The following is a 13819-nucleotide window of genomic DNA, read 5'->3' as shown; positions in this document are numbered from 1 at the left end:
GCGCCCAGGTTGTGAAAGGTCTCAGGGTTACCCCGCGCGAGATTGGGCTATGACATGGTGTGATGTGAAAAACACTTGTTTGGGCAGCGCGAACAGGCAGTGTCTTTTGTGGCGAAGATAACTTTCCATCGTCATCTGCTATGACTCGGTCGGCTCGATACTCCAGGGCTGCCGCACGCCCAGAACGGCGCGATCGCGCGAAACCGATCCTTCGACCGCGAGCGAGGAGCAACCGTGCAGACACCATCCGTCCATGTCGCCTCCCTACGGAAGGGCGAGCAGATCCACCGCAGCGAACTCGGCTCGCTCACCCGGCTCACCGCCGACAACTTCCCGATCCTCAGCGGGCTGTCGATCAAACGCCTCACGCTCGCGCCGGGCGCGATCCGCGAACCGCACTGGCACGCCAACGCCACCGAACTGACCTATTGCACCGCGGGGCGGGCACTGGTCTCGGTGCTGGACGACGCGAGCAGATTCTCGTCGTTCCTGGTGAGTGCGGGCGAGATGTTCCACATCGACTCCGGCGCGCTGCATCACGTGGAGAACGTCGGCGAGACCGAGGCCGAGTTCATCCTCGCCTTCCGGCACGAACGACCGGAGGACTTCGGATTCAGCGCGAGCCTCGGCGCCATGACCGATTCGGTGCTCGGCAACACCTACGACCTGCCCGCCGCGGACTTCGCCAGGATCCGGCGCGACACCACCGCCAAGCTCGTCGTGCGACGCGAGGGCGAGCCCGACATCCCGCACGCCGCCCACTACGGCGACCCGCACCACTTCGCGATCGAGGCGATGCCCGCGCCGGTGGACTCGCCGGTCGGGTCGGCTCGCACCGCCCGCGCCCAGTTCTGGCCCGCACTGCACGACATCTCGATGTACTCGCTGCGGGTGCGCGAAGACGGCATGCGCGAACCGCATTGGCACCCCGTGACCGCCGAAATGGGTTACGTCCATCGCGGCTCGGCGCGAATGACGATCATGGACCCGGACGGCGCCTTGGACACCTACACCGTGCGCGAGGGCGAGGTGTACTTCGTCCCGCGCGCCTACCCGCACCACATCGAAGTCGTCGACTCCCCCGAGATCCACTTGCTGATCTTCTTCGACCAGCCCACGCCCGCCGACATCGGATACCGCGCCTCGATGAGCGCGTACTCCCGGAAAGTACTCGCGGCGACATTCGGCGTCGCCCTCGACGAACTTCCCGACCTGCCCTTCACACCGACCGATCCGTTGATCGTCACGCGCAACAACGCACTCGCCCCGTAATCACGCCTGAGCACCCGCCGCCCACAACCTTGCGCTCGACCATTCCCCGTCGATTGATCGTCAGGTAATTTACCATCCAGTCAATTCAGCGAGGAGCGATGCGGTGGCGACGAGATCGTGGTGGGGATGGGGCAACCGGGAAGACGCGGTGACCGGCGCCGAGCGGGAAACCCTCACCCGGCGCGTGGCGGCGCTGCTGCCGGAGGCCGAGTTGACGGTGCACGAGGCGCCGGATCTGATGTCGTTGCGCGTCCCCGCACCTCGCGTCCGGGTCCCGGACGCGCTTGCTCCCTTGGCTTCCGACGAGCTCGGCGATCGGGTCGCGCACGGCCACGGGCAGGCATTCCGCGATGTGGTGCGCAATCTGCTCGGCCGTCTCGCCCACGTGCCCGACCAGGTGTTGCGGCCACGAACCGAGCAAGACGTGCTCGACATCCTGGACTGGTGCGCGAGCGCCGACGTCGCCGTGGTGCCGTTCGGCGGCGGGACATCGGTGGTGGGTGGTGTCGAATTCCGCGAGGCCGACGCCTACGCCGGATCGGTGTCGCTGGACACCGGCCGACTGAATCGAATCGTGGAACTCGACCGCACCAGCCGGGCGGCGCGGATCCAAGCGGGCATCCTCGGCCCGGCGCTGGAGGCGGCATTGCGACCGGACGGGTTGACGCTGCGGCACTTCCCGCAGTCGTTCGAGTTCTCCACGCTCGGCGGCTGGCTGGCCACCAGGGCGGGCGGCCACTACGCCACCGTCTACACCCACATCGACGACATGGTCGAGTCGATGCGGGTGGTCACGCCCGCGGGGATCAGCGAATCCCGCAGACTGCCCGCGTCGGGGGCCGGTCCCTCACCCGATCGGTTGTTCCTCGGCTCGGAGGGCGCGCTCGGCGTCATCACCGAGGCGTGGATGCGTGTGCAGGACCGTCCGCGCTGGCGATCCGGAGCCTCGGTGGTGTTCGGCGACTTCGCAGCGGCCGTGGCCGCGACGCGCGCCATCGCCCAGTCCGCGTTGTATCCGGCGAACTGCCGATTGCTGGATCCGGTGGAGGCGTTCCTCAACGCGGGCGCCGGCGCGGCGGGCGGTGTGCTCGTCCTCGGCTTCGAGTCCGCCGACCATCCCGTCGACGAGCCGATGCGCCGTGCGGTGCAGATCTGCCGCGAGCACGGCGGCGAGATTCCGGACGGCGTCCGCACCACCGATTCGGCGGAGGACTCGGTTCGCACGGGCGCGGCCGACACCTGGCGCTCGGCGTTCCTGCGCATGCCCTACCAGCGCGACGCGCTCGCCGCGCAATCCATGATCGTGGAGACCTTCGAAACAGCGTGCACCTGGGACCGTTTCGACGCCCTGCGGGCGGCCGTGCAGGAAGCGACCACGTCCGCGTTCCGATCCGCCGGTGTGACGGGGGTGTCCACCTGCCGGTTCACCCATGTCTACCCGGACGGGCCCGCGCCGTACTTCGGCATCTACGCCGCGGGCCGATGGGGGCGGACCGTCGAACAATGGGACGAGATCAAGGCCGCCGTATCGGAGGCGCTGCACCGCAACGGCGCGACCATCACCCACCATCACGCCGTCGGCCGCGACCACCGCCCCTGGTACGACCGCCAGCGCCCCGACCCGTTCGCCGCGGCGCTGCGGGCGGCCAAATCGGCGCTCGACCCCGCGGGCATCCTCAATCCCGGCGTGCTGATCGACCCCATCGCGCACCGGCCCGTCGGGGAGGACCGGTGAGCAGGCCGGGCACCAAGGGCGTACCGCGCGAGCGGCGCGAGGAGCAGATTCTCGACATCGCCACCACCGAGTTCGGTGAACGCGGCTACGCCAAGGCTTCGGTCGCCGAAATCGCCTCGGCGGCGGGCGTTTCCAAGCCGCTCGTATACGCGTACTTCGGCTCCCGCGACGGACTGCACGCGGCTTGCGTACACCGCGCCGGGCAGGGACTGGTGGACGCGGTCGCGGCTGCGCAGTCCGCGCGCGGTGCGCACGACCGGGCGCTGGCGACCCTGACCGGGATCTTCCGCGCGCTCGATGGTCGAACGCAGAACTGGAAGATCGTCTACGACCCCACACTGCCGCGTGCGAGTGCGGCCCACACGGTGGCCCGGCACTATCAGGACGCCTTGAACGGCATGGGATCGGCCGGGGTTTCGGAAGTTCTGGCCGACGCCGGCATCACCGACCCCGACGATCACTCCCTGCTGCTGGCGCTCTGGTTCAGCGTCGTGTCCACCACCATCTCCTGGTGGAGCGACCACCCCGGCCACACACCGGAGGACATGACCCGGCGCTGCCTGCGCCTGTTCACCACGATCCGCGCGACGGCCGCCCCGCGGACCTGATCGTGCTCACCATTGGTTCCAGTGCAGGACCTCTTCGCGGGCAACACGTTTCGCGGGACGGAAATCGGTGCCGACGGTGAAGGCGAGTGGGAGGAACGCCGCCAGCATGATCTTCTCGTAGGGCACGCCGAGCGCGTCGGCGAGTTCTCGCTCCAGCGGCGCGTGCGCGGTGGTCCACACCGTGCCGAGCCCGCGGGCACGGGCGGCGAGCATGAAACTCCAGACCGCGGGGAGGATGGAGCCCCAGGTCATGGACTGTTCCAGCACTCCGGCGCGGTCGGTGCGGCCTTCCACGGCCGGAATCACGAAGGCCGGCACCCGATGGATGTTGTCGTACAGGTGCTGGAAGCCTTCACCGATGCGTCGCATCGACGCGGGATGAGCGGACATGCGCCGCACATCGGCGGGAGTGAGCGGCTGTCCCTCCGCGACATGCACGGCGCGGCGGAAGATGTCGGCGACCACCGCGCGCCGCGCGTCGTCGGTGACGACGAGGAAGTGCCATCGCTGACGGTTGCGTCCGGTCGGCGCCTGGGTCGCCAGGTCGACGCATTCCTCGATCAACCCGCGCGGCACCGGCCGGGTGAAGTCGAGACGTTTGCGCACAGCGCGCGTGGTGGACAGTACTTCGTCCGCGGAAAGGTGCAACGACATGACGCCAATCCATCTTCTCGAAAATAGTCTGCTGACAGATGATCTGTGACAGTACGGTTCATTCGATCTGGCGTCAAACGATCTGCCGACAGACGATTTGCTAAGCTGCGTCCATGCCGAGCAGGACCGATCACGCACAGGGCGAGTACCTGCGCAGGCTCGCTACGGAGCGCCCGGACATCGCCCTGTGCCGCGTGTCCACCGCTGTCGCCCGCGCGGCCGAGACGCACGCGCAGCAGCAGGGTCTCGGCGTCGGCCAGCATCTGGTGCTGAAGATGCTGGCCGATGTCGGCCCGCGATCGCAGCGCGTGCTCAGCGAGACACTGCGCATCGACCGCAGCGTGATGGTCGGCATCGCCGACGACCTCGAGGCAGCAGGCTACGTTCGGCGGGAAAGAGATCCCGCCGACCGGCGGGCCTACGCGGTGACGATCACCGAGGCCGGACAGCAGGCGCTGGCGAGAGCCGAAAAGGCGGTTCCCGACTACCTGAGCCGAACCTTCGCGGTCCTCGAGCCGGAGGAGCGCCAACAGCTGGTCCGGCTGCTCGACAAGCTCCTGTCGGGCGCGAGCTGAAGGTCCATGGCGGCGCGGAGTTCAGGCGCTCGGCGTCAGGGCGCGCAGCGGCTTGTCGAGTTCCCGGCGATAGAAGTCGAGGAAGCCGTCGGGGTCGGGGCCCGCGTTCTGCATCACGAGATGGTCGAAGCCTGCATCGGTGTACTGCTTGGCGGCGTCGAGGTAGCGGGCGGGGTCCGGGCCACAGGCGAAGTTGTCGAGGATGTCATCGAGCCGGACGGTGGTGGTCGCCGCGGCGAAATTGACCGGATTCGGCAACTCGCTCATCACCTTCCATCCGGTCACCGCCCAGCGGCTGGTATCGAGCGCGGCCTTCGCGGCCGTCTCCTCGTCGGGCGCCCAAGCCATGCCGACTTCCGCGTACCGGGGGCCCGCGCCGCCCGCCGCGCGGTAGCACTCGACGATTTCCGACTTCGGCTCGGTGGCGAACAGGCCGTCGCCGAGTTCGGCGGCGACGCGGGCGGCATCCGGCCCGCCGCCGGCGACGGCGATCGGCGGAAGTGTCTCGGGCAGATCGAAGACGCGGGCCTCGGAGAGGGAAAGGAACTCCCCGTCATAGGACTGATAGCCGCCGCTCCACAGCAAGCGGATGATCTCGATGGCCTCGCGCAGCATGCGATGCCGGATGCGCACGGAGGGGAATTCCCGGCCGACGACATGCTCGTTGAGACGTTCACCCGAGCCGACGCCGAGGGTGAACCGGTTGTCCGACAGGATCGCCAGGGTGGCCGCCGCCTGCGCGATGATCGCGGGGTGGTATCGCAGAATGGGGCAGGTCACGCCGGTCGCGAGGCCGATCCGTTCGGTCTTCGCCGCGATGGTTCCGAGCACGGTCCAGGCGAACGGCGAATGCCCCTGATTGTCCAGCCAGGGATGGAAGTGATCGCTGATCTCGACGAAATCGAAGCCAGCCTCTTCCGCTCGAATCGCTTGCCGGACGAGCTCGTTCGGACCGAATGCCTCGGCCGCCAGTTTGTACCCGATGCGCATCGCCACCTCCTGGTTTCGACTGGGAGCGGCCGGTCACCGCACGAACCGGCTCTCGGCGCGCGTACCCGGCACGCGGCGGCGAAAACTTCCCCGCGCCCGGCTCCGGTCCGCCCCCGATCGGCGACACGGCGTCGCGCCGTCGGCTCAGTCCCGGGTCGGCCAGTAACTTGCCGCGTGCCTGCCCTGCGGCACATAGGTGTTCTCGTCGTCGACTTCCGTGACACCCAGATGCAGCAGTAGCAGCACCGTCACCAGGCTGATGCTCACGATCAGCGGGGTGAGCAACTGCGTCGCGCCCGCCCCCGAAGGTGCGTGCATGTGCTCGGCCTCGTGCACATGCATCGCGAACATGCCCGTGTAGTGCATGCCGGACACCGCGACACCCATGACCAGGGCCGCGCCGACGGTGACGAGCGTGCTGCGGGTGTGCAGCGTGAACCACAACGCGGCGGTGGCAGCGACTACGGCGATCACCATGGACAACGCGACGATCCGTCCGTCGTAGCCGATCGTCGCGTCGGATTTCATGGCGTACATGCCCGCGTAGTGCATCGCCCCGACGCCGAGACCGGTAATGCCGCCGCCGGCCAGCAGTCCCACCGCTCCCAGCGCTCGCTGGTGGGCGATGCGCAGTCCGATCCAGACGACCGTGATGGCGATCAGCGCGCTGATCAGGGTGAGCGGAACGTCGTACCGGATCGTCGCCCCCTCGATGGCGAAGCCGAGCATGGCGATGAAGTGCATCACCCAGATGCCGGTGCCGCCGATCGCGACCGCCGCGGCGATCAGCCAGCCGTCGCGCGCGGAGCCAGTGCGCGATCTGGCCACGCAGCGGAGTCCTAGCAATGATCCGGTGAACGACATGACATAGGCGATGATGGGCGTTAGCCATCCCTGGCTGAAGTGATCGATTTCCAGCACGCGACACTCCCTCGCTGGATAGATTCGGACATCACGGACACGAGGCCCGAATCCCACATAGTGGAACTGCAGGTAGATAGTTTAGAGTACTACTATCCTCTTTAAAAACATAGGACGAGTTTCGGATAGCGGGAAGTGCGCTGGTGGCTGACGAAGCGGCAGCCCTTCGATCCGCCATCCTTCTCTCCGAGTGCCTGCGCGACCGCCAGCTAGCCGCTGGCTTCCACAGGGCGACAGCGTGCGGTCCACACCTCTCGCGCGCGACCCGCGGAAGAGCTCCGCGACGCGGTCGAGCGCCGGATGCACGTGCGGATGCGATGGCCCGCACGGCAGCAGCGCCGTTTCGGCGAACAGCTTCCGGCACAATCGCAGTTAACGCCGGCGAAGGGACAACCGCGCCGAGCGGACCTTCTGCGGCACAGCCCCGCCGGGCCTCCGATTCACCAGTGATCACCCTTTCACGGGTGGCACGAACGGGATGATCGAGGCACCGGTCCCGGCCCTCCTACCGCAGCGCGACAAGGGAATCCCGGTAGCGGCCGACGTCGATCCCCACCGAAATCGCGACATCTGGCGAACTTTCAGCGTTTCTTGATATGTCTCACCCGGGTAACGGCGTATGGTCGCGCTATGCCGACAGTGACGTCGATCGATACCGGAGCCGAACACCTCGCCTGCTGGGTCACCGTCGTCGGGCAACGCCTCAACGGGTTGCCGACAGCAAACCCGCGTGTCCAGCTCGCCCACGCCATGAGCGGCTTCCTCGCGATCGGGCGGGCGAGCATGGCCCTGCTGACCACGTCCGCCAATCCCACCGATATCCGAGACCACGATCTCGTCTTCGAGATCACGGCCGACGCGGAACGCTGGCTCACCGACGCGGCGACCGAATCGGTCGTCAACCGGATCACCGACCGGGGTGAGCACATTCAGCGCTATCTCAGCCCGGCCGCACTCGACACCGTCGCGAAAGCTCGGCTGCGCCGCTGCGCGCAGGCAACGGCGATCCATACCCGCGATCTGCTGACCGGGATCGACGCCGATCCGGACGCGTCGGAGGAGATCCGTGATCTGGCCCGTGATCTCGCCGCCCGCGCGAACGTCATCGCCACGGTCTACGCCGACGACCCGCAACAGCTGCTCTCGATGTCCAGCAGGTGACTCTGGCCACCGCGCGGCATCCGCTCGCGCTCGGCGAGCCGGCCGTGCCGTTCCAGGACGTCGGCGAGTATCACCGGCGCCCACGGGACCCACGCACCGCGTTCCCATCGAGACCACGATGATCGACAATGGGATCATGACGACGGTGCTGCTCGGCGGCGACGTCATGCTGGGGCGGGGTGTGGACCAGATCTTGCCGCATCCCGGTGACCCGAGGCTGCGCGAACGGTACGTCGACGACGCGCGAACCTACGTCGAACTGGCCGAGCGCGCGCACGGCGCGTTCCCGCACCCGGTCGGATACCGGCAATTGTGGGGCGATGTACTGCCGCTGCTCGCCCGGCTCGACCCCGAGGTGCGGTTGCTCAACCTGGAGACGTCGATCACCGCCGACGGCGCGTTCGCCCCCGCGAAGGGCATTCATTACCGGATGCACCCGGACAACGTGCCCGCGTTGACCGCCATCGCCCCGGTGGTCTGCGCGCTGGCCAACAATCATGTGCTCGATTTCGGGATTCCCGGGTTGGCCGACACCCTCGAAGCGCTCGACGCCGCCCATATCGGCCGCGCCGGCGCGGGGGCCGACCTGGCGGGCGCGCGTGCCCCCGCCACGGTGGAACTCGCCGACGGCCGCCGCGTGGTGATCGTCTCGGTCGCCGCCGGATCCAGTGGTGTCCCGGAATCCTGGTCGGCTCGACGCGACCGGCCGGGAGTGTGGCGAGTGGGCTACTCCCCCGGCGCCGCGGCAGCCGACGACGTCGCCGCCGAGGTGGCGGCGCACAAGCGCGGCGACGACATCGGCATCGTTTCGGTGCATTGGGGCCCGAACTGGGGCTACGAGGTCACGGGAACCGAAAGACAGTTCGCACACCGGTTGATCGACGCCGGAGTCGACTTGGTGCACGGGCACTCCGCGCATCATGCGCGTCCGGTCGAGATCTACCGCGGCAAACCGGTCCTCTACGGGTGCGGCGACGTCATCGACGACTACGAAGGCATTCGCGGCCACGAGCGGTACCACACCGATCTGCATCCGCTGTATCTCGTATCGGTCGATCGTTGTCCGGCGGAGATCCGGCTGATTCCACTGCAGGTGCGGCACATGCGCCTGGAATGGGCCCCGCGCGCCGAATCCCGCTGGCTGTGCGCGAAACTCGAGGACATCAGCCGCGGTTTCGGCACTCGTGTAATGCCCGGAACCGACGATATGCCACGGATATTCAGTGCCGCACGACAGTGAGGTGGCGCTGGAACCACTGCACCGCCGAGTCGGCGACTTGCTCGAGCGCACCGGGTTCCTCGAACAGGTGTGTCGCGCCGGGAACGATGTCCAGTTCGCTCGGGCACGGCATCCGTAGCTGGGCCTCCCGATTCATCTCCAGCACCCGTCTGTCGTTGCCACCCACGATGAGCAGGGTAGGCGCGCGTACCGCGCCCAACCTCGCACCGGCCAGGTCCGGACGACCGCCGCGGGATACGACCGCCGCGATCTCGGCGCCGGGTTCGGTCGCCGCCCACAGCGCCGCGCCCGCGCCGGTGCTCGCACCGAAATATCCGGTCGGCAGGCCACCGAGTTCCAGGCGCGTCCGCAGCCAGCGGGTCACCTCGACCAGCCGATGAGCGAGCAACGGGATGTCGAACACGCGGGCGCGGTCGCCTTCCTCCTCGGCGGTCAGCAGGTCCACCAGCATCGTCGCGAATCCGGCGCGATTGAGGGCCTCGGCGACGAACCGGTTTCGCGGACTGCGCCTGCCGCTGCCGCTGCCATGCGCGAAGGCGATCAGCGCGGTGCGCTCCGGCGGGACAGCCAGGATCCCGGCCAGCCGGGTGTACTCCGACGGCACGATGACCTCTTCTGTCCGCGTCGAGGACCGGTGTGCGAACGGCATCGAACACCTCCTGCACTCCGGCGTACCCGATCGGGCCGGTCGTGCGCAAGAGGGGAAGGGCCTTCGTCCGCGCATGGGCGCGGTGGCGGCAGAGCGGTTCGGGCGAAGCTAATCGGGCCCGCCGGGCGACGCCGGCGGCCGCTCCGTGTCCGCGGCTTCGGCCGGCCGCTCCGACCTCACGACCTGGACCCGCAACGGAAGCCGGAACAGGTTGCCCGATCGGTTGCGGACCCACTGGGTGACGGCCGCGACCGCGGAGCCGAGCGATGTCGCGCCCGCGAGCAGCGCCCACGGCGTGAGCGTCGCCGAGGTGTAGGCGACCTGCCCGATTCCTGGCACGACGAGCCTGCCGTTGCCGAACGCCCAGTTCATCAACGATCCGATCTGTCCACCGAGATCGTTCCTGCGTCCGACCATCGCCTTCAGCTCGGCGCCCTTGCTGTTGATGTAGAGCACGGTGCACACCACGAACAGCGCGGCGACCACCGTGGCCAGCGTCGCCAGCCGATTGAGCGCCTCCAGCCGGAGGCGCAGATTCACCACCACCGCGAAGATCGCGATGATGATCGCCGCACAGGCCAGCAGTGCCCAGAAACCGGTGATCTTGGCGCCGGGCGGCGCCGAGCGCGACCAGACGTTGAGGAACCGCGTGGTGATCTCCATCCGGCCGAACGCGTTGGTACTGACCTTGCCATCGGCGCCCGCGGCGGTGAGCCACGGCTGGAACAGCAGCACGAGCGTCACCAGGCCGCCGACCGCGGCCCACACATAGCCCCAGTATCCGCGCAATGCGGCCAGAATCGCCTTCGCCGGCACCACGGCGCCACGGGCCGCCCGGTTCTGCTGGGCGGAGCGGTCGTCTCGCGTTTCGTCCGACTGCCAGGGCGTTGGCTGCACCATTGCCTCAGTTTAGGGTCGCGTCACTGTCCGAATTCGGCGCCGACTCACCGCCGGTGGGAAGGCTCCGAATACAGATCCGGCGCGGGCGCCACCAGAACAGACGACCTCCGGTAACGATCGCGTTACCGAGTGACGCCACGCCGCACCGAACCAATCGCACAGCGCCGCCGGGGCAACAGTATCGGAGGCTAGTAGATCGCCGCACGACAAGATCGACGACCGGCAGGTCTCCGATAGGCAAAGGTGACCGGGCCACATATCGAAGCACGCAATACGGGCAGTTATAGGGCAGAAAGAAATCTGCCGGTACGTTATCCGGCCGAATCGGCTGCCGCTGCCCCGAAAACAACACCACCGGTGATGTTCCTGTTACGTAAGGCGGGGGAACTTGACGTTTCCTTGCCTGGTGCTCACCGGACTATGGGTGAAGCATGAAATCCGTGAGTCAGAGTTAGGTTTCATTCGAGTCGAAGGATGCGCAATGTCCACCAGAATCAAGAAATTCGTCGCCGCGACCTCGATGGCCGCCTCCTTGGGCGTCCTCGCGGCACCCGCGGCAACCGCCGAAACGACGCCGACGAACACCGCGACACCGGTGTGGGGCTCGGTAGTGTTCTGCATTCCGCTCTTCAGCGCCGTCTGGTGCATCTGAGAACACCTGGTGTGCGGCCGAGCCGCGTTCCGGCGGGTCGCATTCCGGTGGGAAGTCTTTTCCAATTCCGCCGACCGGCGGCGGGCGAAGCATTCCGCCGGGTCTCGCGCAAACCGACGTAAGGGAGGCAGAGCACCGTAGTTGCCGCCGCACGTGGATCGACCGTTGCGGCGGCACTGTGCGATCCTCGCCGGGCCGGTGTCGGGAGTGCGTGTAGCAGCTCTTGACTTCAGGTCGACCTCAACTCGCAAGCTGAGCGCATCACGAGGAGAGGTGACCATGACAACGTTCGGAGCAAAGCAGAGCCGAGGCTACGATCAGCGGGCTTCCCGGCTGCTCAAAGGCCTGTACCGCCGGATCGCCGCGGACATCGACGCGGACGCGCCAACGGGGGCGTGGGTGCTCGATGTCGGCACCGGGCCAGGAGAATTGCTGGCGCGGTTGGTTTCTCGGCGACCGGATCTGCACCTGCACGGCATCGACCTCTCACCACACATGATCGACCTCGCCGAGGCGAAGCTGTCCGGTGGCACGGTCGAACTCTCGGTCGGGGACGTCGCCGCGCTCCCTTACCCCGACGACAGCTTCGACTTGGTCGTCTCCAGCCTGAGCATGCACGAATGGCCGGATGTCGGCCGCGCGACAGCCGAACTGGCACGAGTATTGCGCCCGGGCGGCGCCGTGGCGATCTACGACTTCCGGTTCCTTCGGTCGGCGGCCGCGCTCAGCGCGTTGCGCCGTTCGTTCGATGCGGCGACCGTACGTCGCGAACCGGTGCGTCCGCCGCGTCATCCGGTCGGGCTGTACACACGCCTCACCGCCCGTACCGCCTAGAGTGCGGAGCATGGCTGGCGACGACATGCCGATCGGCGAGTTCGCAGCGCGGTTCGGTCTGGCCACCCATGTGCTGCGGCACTGGGAGGACGCCGGATTGCTCGCGCCGCGGCGGGACGGGGCAGGCCGTCGCCGCTATGGGGACGACGATGCGGAAACCGTGGCGATGATTCTGATCGGCAAGCAGGTGGGTTTGTCACTGGAGGAACTCGCCGCGCTCTTCGCCGAGGCGTCCGACCGCTCCGCTCGCCGCGATCTGCTGCGCGCACACCGCGACCAGCTCGTCCGCCGGATCGCCCAGGCCACCGCGGCGCTGGAGACCATCTCCCACGCGCTCGACTGCGCCGCCGCGGACTTCAGGCAGTGCCCGCATTTCCAGGCCAAGGTCGCCGACGCGCTGACACTGGTCACGAACCGGTCAAGCCGACGAGGGTAAATCGTTATGGCGCATCGAATTCCGCCCTGACGGCGCAATTCGCCGCCACACGGTGGCCGCGCGGTGCATCGGCGGCGACAGGGGGTGCTGCACCGCTTTTCCGGCATTAGGATCGAGTCCTGCGAACTCGGACACAGCAGCCATTGACACTTCGACTCGATAGAGGTGCCCCGTGAGCAGGACGATTCGGATACCCGCGGTGGAACTCGCCGATCATGTCGGCGAATCCGTCGTCGGGTACGGCACTCTCACCCAAGCAGGAGTGGTCCAGCCGGGCGGCGACCTCGTGGTCGCGGTCTTCGGTGTGGAAACCAACCGGCGCGAAAAATCCTTCACGCCGGGTCAATTGGTCGAATTGGAGGTCACCGACTGACCACGGCGGCCGGCTTCGGGCGCACCGGCGGGTGGGGTGCCGTTCCGCACTCCGCCGCGCCGTCCGCCCGATTCAGCCGATCAATGCGTTCATGATCGTCCCGGCGCTGGTGGCGATGACGCCGCCGAGCATGCCGCCCGCGACCATCTTCGCCGACGCCAGTGGACCGCCGTTCCATTTCTCCCAGGCGAATTTCCCACCGGCGTAGGCGATTCCGGTGACGCCGGAGAGAATTACGAACCACGTGAAATACCGGAACAGCTGGAGGATTTTTTCCGAGTTCGGGGGGGCCTCGGGGACCGGGTCGTCCACCTGAGCCAGGAGAAATGCTTCGACTGCCGTATGGATCGTCATTGATCTGTCTCCGTCGCGTATCCGCAGGACAAGTTATACGCAATCGCTATGACGTTCGAAGTATCGCGATCCCGATCGCTCGCGTCAACCCCTAGCCTGGGCGAAATCGCCGCGACGCCATCGTTCGTGTGCGCAACCGTGTCAGATGTCCACGGACGGGTAGTGCGTGCATGTGAGCTGCAACGGTGACTGGACGGCGGGCGGTGACCTCGACCCGGTGGCCGCGCGGGCGGTGATCGAACAAGCCAAAGGCGCGGTCATGCTGGTCTACGGTCTCGACGCCGACGAAGCGTTCGCCATTCTGCGCGTGCGATCTCAGGAGACCAACACCAAACTGCGTGTTCTGGCCGCCAACGTCGCCGCCGAGCTACCGTCGGTCGGCGTGCCCGCGGTGACCAGCGAACTGCGCAGCCGAGTCGACCGGCTGCTGTCGACGGCGCACGAACAAGACCGATGAGCGCTGCG

16 protein-coding genes and 1 pseudogene are annotated in these 13819 nt (G+C 67.6%); 11 read left to right on the top strand and 6 right to left on the bottom strand.

Annotated elements, in window-relative coordinates; genetic code table 11:
- The first annotated feature begins 234 nt into the window (after positions 1-234).
- The 3 genes from U3653_RS09880 (at position 235) to U3653_RS09870 (ending at position 3615) form a co-directional block, all read left to right on the top strand.
- Positions 235-1272 (top strand): cupin domain-containing protein, encoded by a 1038-nt coding sequence (locus U3653_RS09880; protein ID WP_195079300.1) that lies wholly within the window; start codon positions 235-237, stop codon positions 1270-1272.
- Between the two features lie 103 nt (positions 1273-1375).
- Entirely contained in the window at positions 1376-3007 is a 1632-nt protein-coding gene (locus tag U3653_RS09875; protein WP_195079299.1) for an FAD-binding oxidoreductase, read from the top strand.
- A complete protein-coding gene (locus U3653_RS09870) occupies positions 3004-3615 on the top strand; it encodes a TetR/AcrR family transcriptional regulator (protein WP_195079298.1) in 612 nt (203 codons plus the stop codon). Before U3653_RS09875 ends, U3653_RS09870 begins: the two co-directional genes overlap by 4 nt.
- Before the next feature lie 6 nt (positions 3616-3621).
- Here the strand turns inward: U3653_RS09870 and U3653_RS09865 are convergent, their stop codons facing one another.
- A complete protein-coding gene (locus tag U3653_RS09865; RefSeq protein WP_195079297.1) occupies positions 3622-4269 on the bottom strand; it encodes a nitroreductase family protein in 648 nt (215 codons plus the stop codon).
- A gap of 113 nt (positions 4270-4382) precedes the next feature.
- Here U3653_RS09865 and U3653_RS09860 point away from each other — a divergent pair, with 113 nt between their 5' ends.
- Positions 4383-4844 carry a MarR family winged helix-turn-helix transcriptional regulator gene (locus U3653_RS09860; protein WP_195079296.1) on the top strand — a complete coding sequence of 154 codons (462 nt, stop codon included), beginning with the start codon at positions 4383-4385 and terminating at the stop codon, positions 4842-4844.
- 21 nt (positions 4845-4865) lie between these two features.
- Here the strand turns inward: U3653_RS09860 and U3653_RS09855 are convergent, their stop codons facing one another.
- Both U3653_RS09855 and U3653_RS09850 read right to left on the bottom strand, forming a co-directional pair.
- On the bottom strand, positions 4866-5834 hold the full coding sequence (locus tag U3653_RS09855) for a TIGR03557 family F420-dependent LLM class oxidoreductase (RefSeq protein ID WP_195079295.1): 969 nt from the start codon (positions 5832-5834) through the stop codon (positions 4866-4868).
- A 144-nt stretch (positions 5835-5978) separates the two neighbouring features.
- The gene (locus U3653_RS09850) at positions 5979-6755 is read right to left on the bottom strand and encodes an MHYT domain-containing protein (protein WP_195079294.1); all 777 of its coding nucleotides are present in this window, start codon (positions 6753-6755) and stop codon (positions 5979-5981) included.
- A gap of 630 nt (positions 6756-7385) precedes the next feature.
- On the opposite strand from U3653_RS09850, the gene U3653_RS09845 reads away from it, so the two are divergent.
- Positions 7386-7916, top strand: coding sequence for a hypothetical protein (locus U3653_RS09845; protein WP_195079293.1), 531 nt, complete (start codon positions 7386-7388; stop codon positions 7914-7916).
- Between the two features lie 118 nt (positions 7917-8034).
- Positions 8035-9156 (top strand): CapA family protein, encoded by a 1122-nt coding sequence (locus tag U3653_RS09840; protein WP_357205580.1) that lies wholly within the window; start codon positions 8035-8037, stop codon positions 9154-9156.
- Here the strand turns inward: U3653_RS09840 and U3653_RS09835 are convergent.
- A pseudogene (locus tag U3653_RS09835) lies at positions 9137-9778 on the bottom strand (dienelactone hydrolase family protein); the annotation flags it as partial. The gene U3653_RS09840 and the pseudogene U3653_RS09835 sit on opposite strands and share 20 nt — an antisense overlap.
- A gap of 135 nt (positions 9779-9913) precedes the next feature.
- A complete protein-coding gene (locus U3653_RS09830) occupies positions 9914-10705 on the bottom strand; it encodes a hypothetical protein (RefSeq protein WP_195079291.1) in 792 nt (263 codons plus the stop codon).
- Positions 10706-11186: 481 nt separating this feature from the next.
- On the opposite strand from U3653_RS09830, the gene U3653_RS09825 reads away from it, so the two are divergent.
- From U3653_RS09825 to U3653_RS09810, 4 genes are all read left to right on the top strand, one after another.
- Positions 11187-11357, top strand: coding sequence for a hypothetical protein (locus tag U3653_RS09825; protein WP_195079290.1), 171 nt, complete (start codon positions 11187-11189; stop codon positions 11355-11357).
- Between the two features lie 279 nt (positions 11358-11636).
- A complete protein-coding gene (locus tag U3653_RS09820) occupies positions 11637-12191 on the top strand; it encodes a class I SAM-dependent methyltransferase (RefSeq protein WP_195079289.1) in 555 nt (184 codons plus the stop codon).
- 10 nt (positions 12192-12201) lie between these two features.
- The gene (locus tag U3653_RS09815) at positions 12202-12627 is read left to right on the top strand and encodes a MerR family transcriptional regulator (RefSeq protein ID WP_195079288.1); all 426 of its coding nucleotides are present in this window, start codon (positions 12202-12204) and stop codon (positions 12625-12627) included.
- Positions 12628-12799: 172 nt separating this feature from the next.
- On the top strand, positions 12800-13000 hold the full coding sequence (locus U3653_RS09810) for a hypothetical protein (RefSeq protein ID WP_169810655.1): 201 nt from the start codon (positions 12800-12802) through the stop codon (positions 12998-13000).
- A gap of 72 nt (positions 13001-13072) precedes the next feature.
- On the opposite strand, the gene U3653_RS09805 is transcribed toward U3653_RS09810, so the two are convergent.
- Positions 13073-13354, bottom strand: a complete 282-nt coding sequence (locus U3653_RS09805) for a hypothetical protein (protein WP_195045607.1) — start codon at positions 13352-13354, stop codon at positions 13073-13075.
- 172 nt (positions 13355-13526) lie between these two features.
- Here U3653_RS09805 and U3653_RS09800 point away from each other — a divergent pair, with 172 nt between their 5' ends.
- A complete protein-coding gene (locus U3653_RS09800) occupies positions 13527-13811 on the top strand; it encodes an ANTAR domain-containing protein (protein WP_323124057.1) in 285 nt (94 codons plus the stop codon).
- Positions 13812-13819: the final 8 nt, after the last annotated feature.

The organism is Nocardia implantans (assembly GCF_035544775.1).
Taxonomy (GTDB): Bacteria; Actinomycetota; Actinomycetes; order Mycobacteriales; family Mycobacteriaceae; genus Nocardia; species Nocardia implantans.
This window is presented reverse-complemented; position numbering and strand designations above follow the sequence as displayed.

Bases quoted from the DNA above. Each gene is read 5' to 3' on its own strand.
- U3653_RS09865 (WP_195079297.1), bottom strand. From the start codon at position 4,269: ATGTCGTTGCACCTTTCCGCGGACGAAGTACTGTCCACCACGCGCGCT.
- U3653_RS09840 (WP_357205580.1), top strand. From the start codon at position 8,035: ATGATCGACAATGGGATCATGACGACGGTGCTGCTCGGCGGCGACGTC.
- U3653_RS09845 (WP_195079293.1), top strand. From the start codon at position 7,386: ATGCCGACAGTGACGTCGATCGATACCGGAGCCGAACACCTCGCCTGC.
- U3653_RS09815 (WP_195079288.1), top strand. From the start codon at position 12,202: ATGGCTGGCGACGACATGCCGATCGGCGAGTTCGCAGCGCGGTTCGGT.
- U3653_RS09825 (WP_195079290.1), top strand. From the start codon at position 11,187: ATGTCCACCAGAATCAAGAAATTCGTCGCCGCGACCTCGATGGCCGCC.
- U3653_RS09860 (WP_195079296.1), top strand. From the start codon at position 4,383: ATGCCGAGCAGGACCGATCACGCACAGGGCGAGTACCTGCGCAGGCTC.
- U3653_RS09830 (WP_195079291.1), bottom strand. From the start codon at position 10,705: ATGGTGCAGCCAACGCCCTGGCAGTCGGACGAAACGCGAGACGACCGC.
- U3653_RS09820 (WP_195079289.1), top strand. From the start codon at position 11,637: ATGACAACGTTCGGAGCAAAGCAGAGCCGAGGCTACGATCAGCGGGCT.
- U3653_RS09855 (WP_195079295.1), bottom strand. From the start codon at position 5,834: ATGCGCATCGGGTACAAACTGGCGGCCGAGGCATTCGGTCCGAACGAG.
- U3653_RS09805 (WP_195045607.1), bottom strand. From the start codon at position 13,354: ATGACGATCCATACGGCAGTCGAAGCATTTCTCCTGGCTCAGGTGGAC.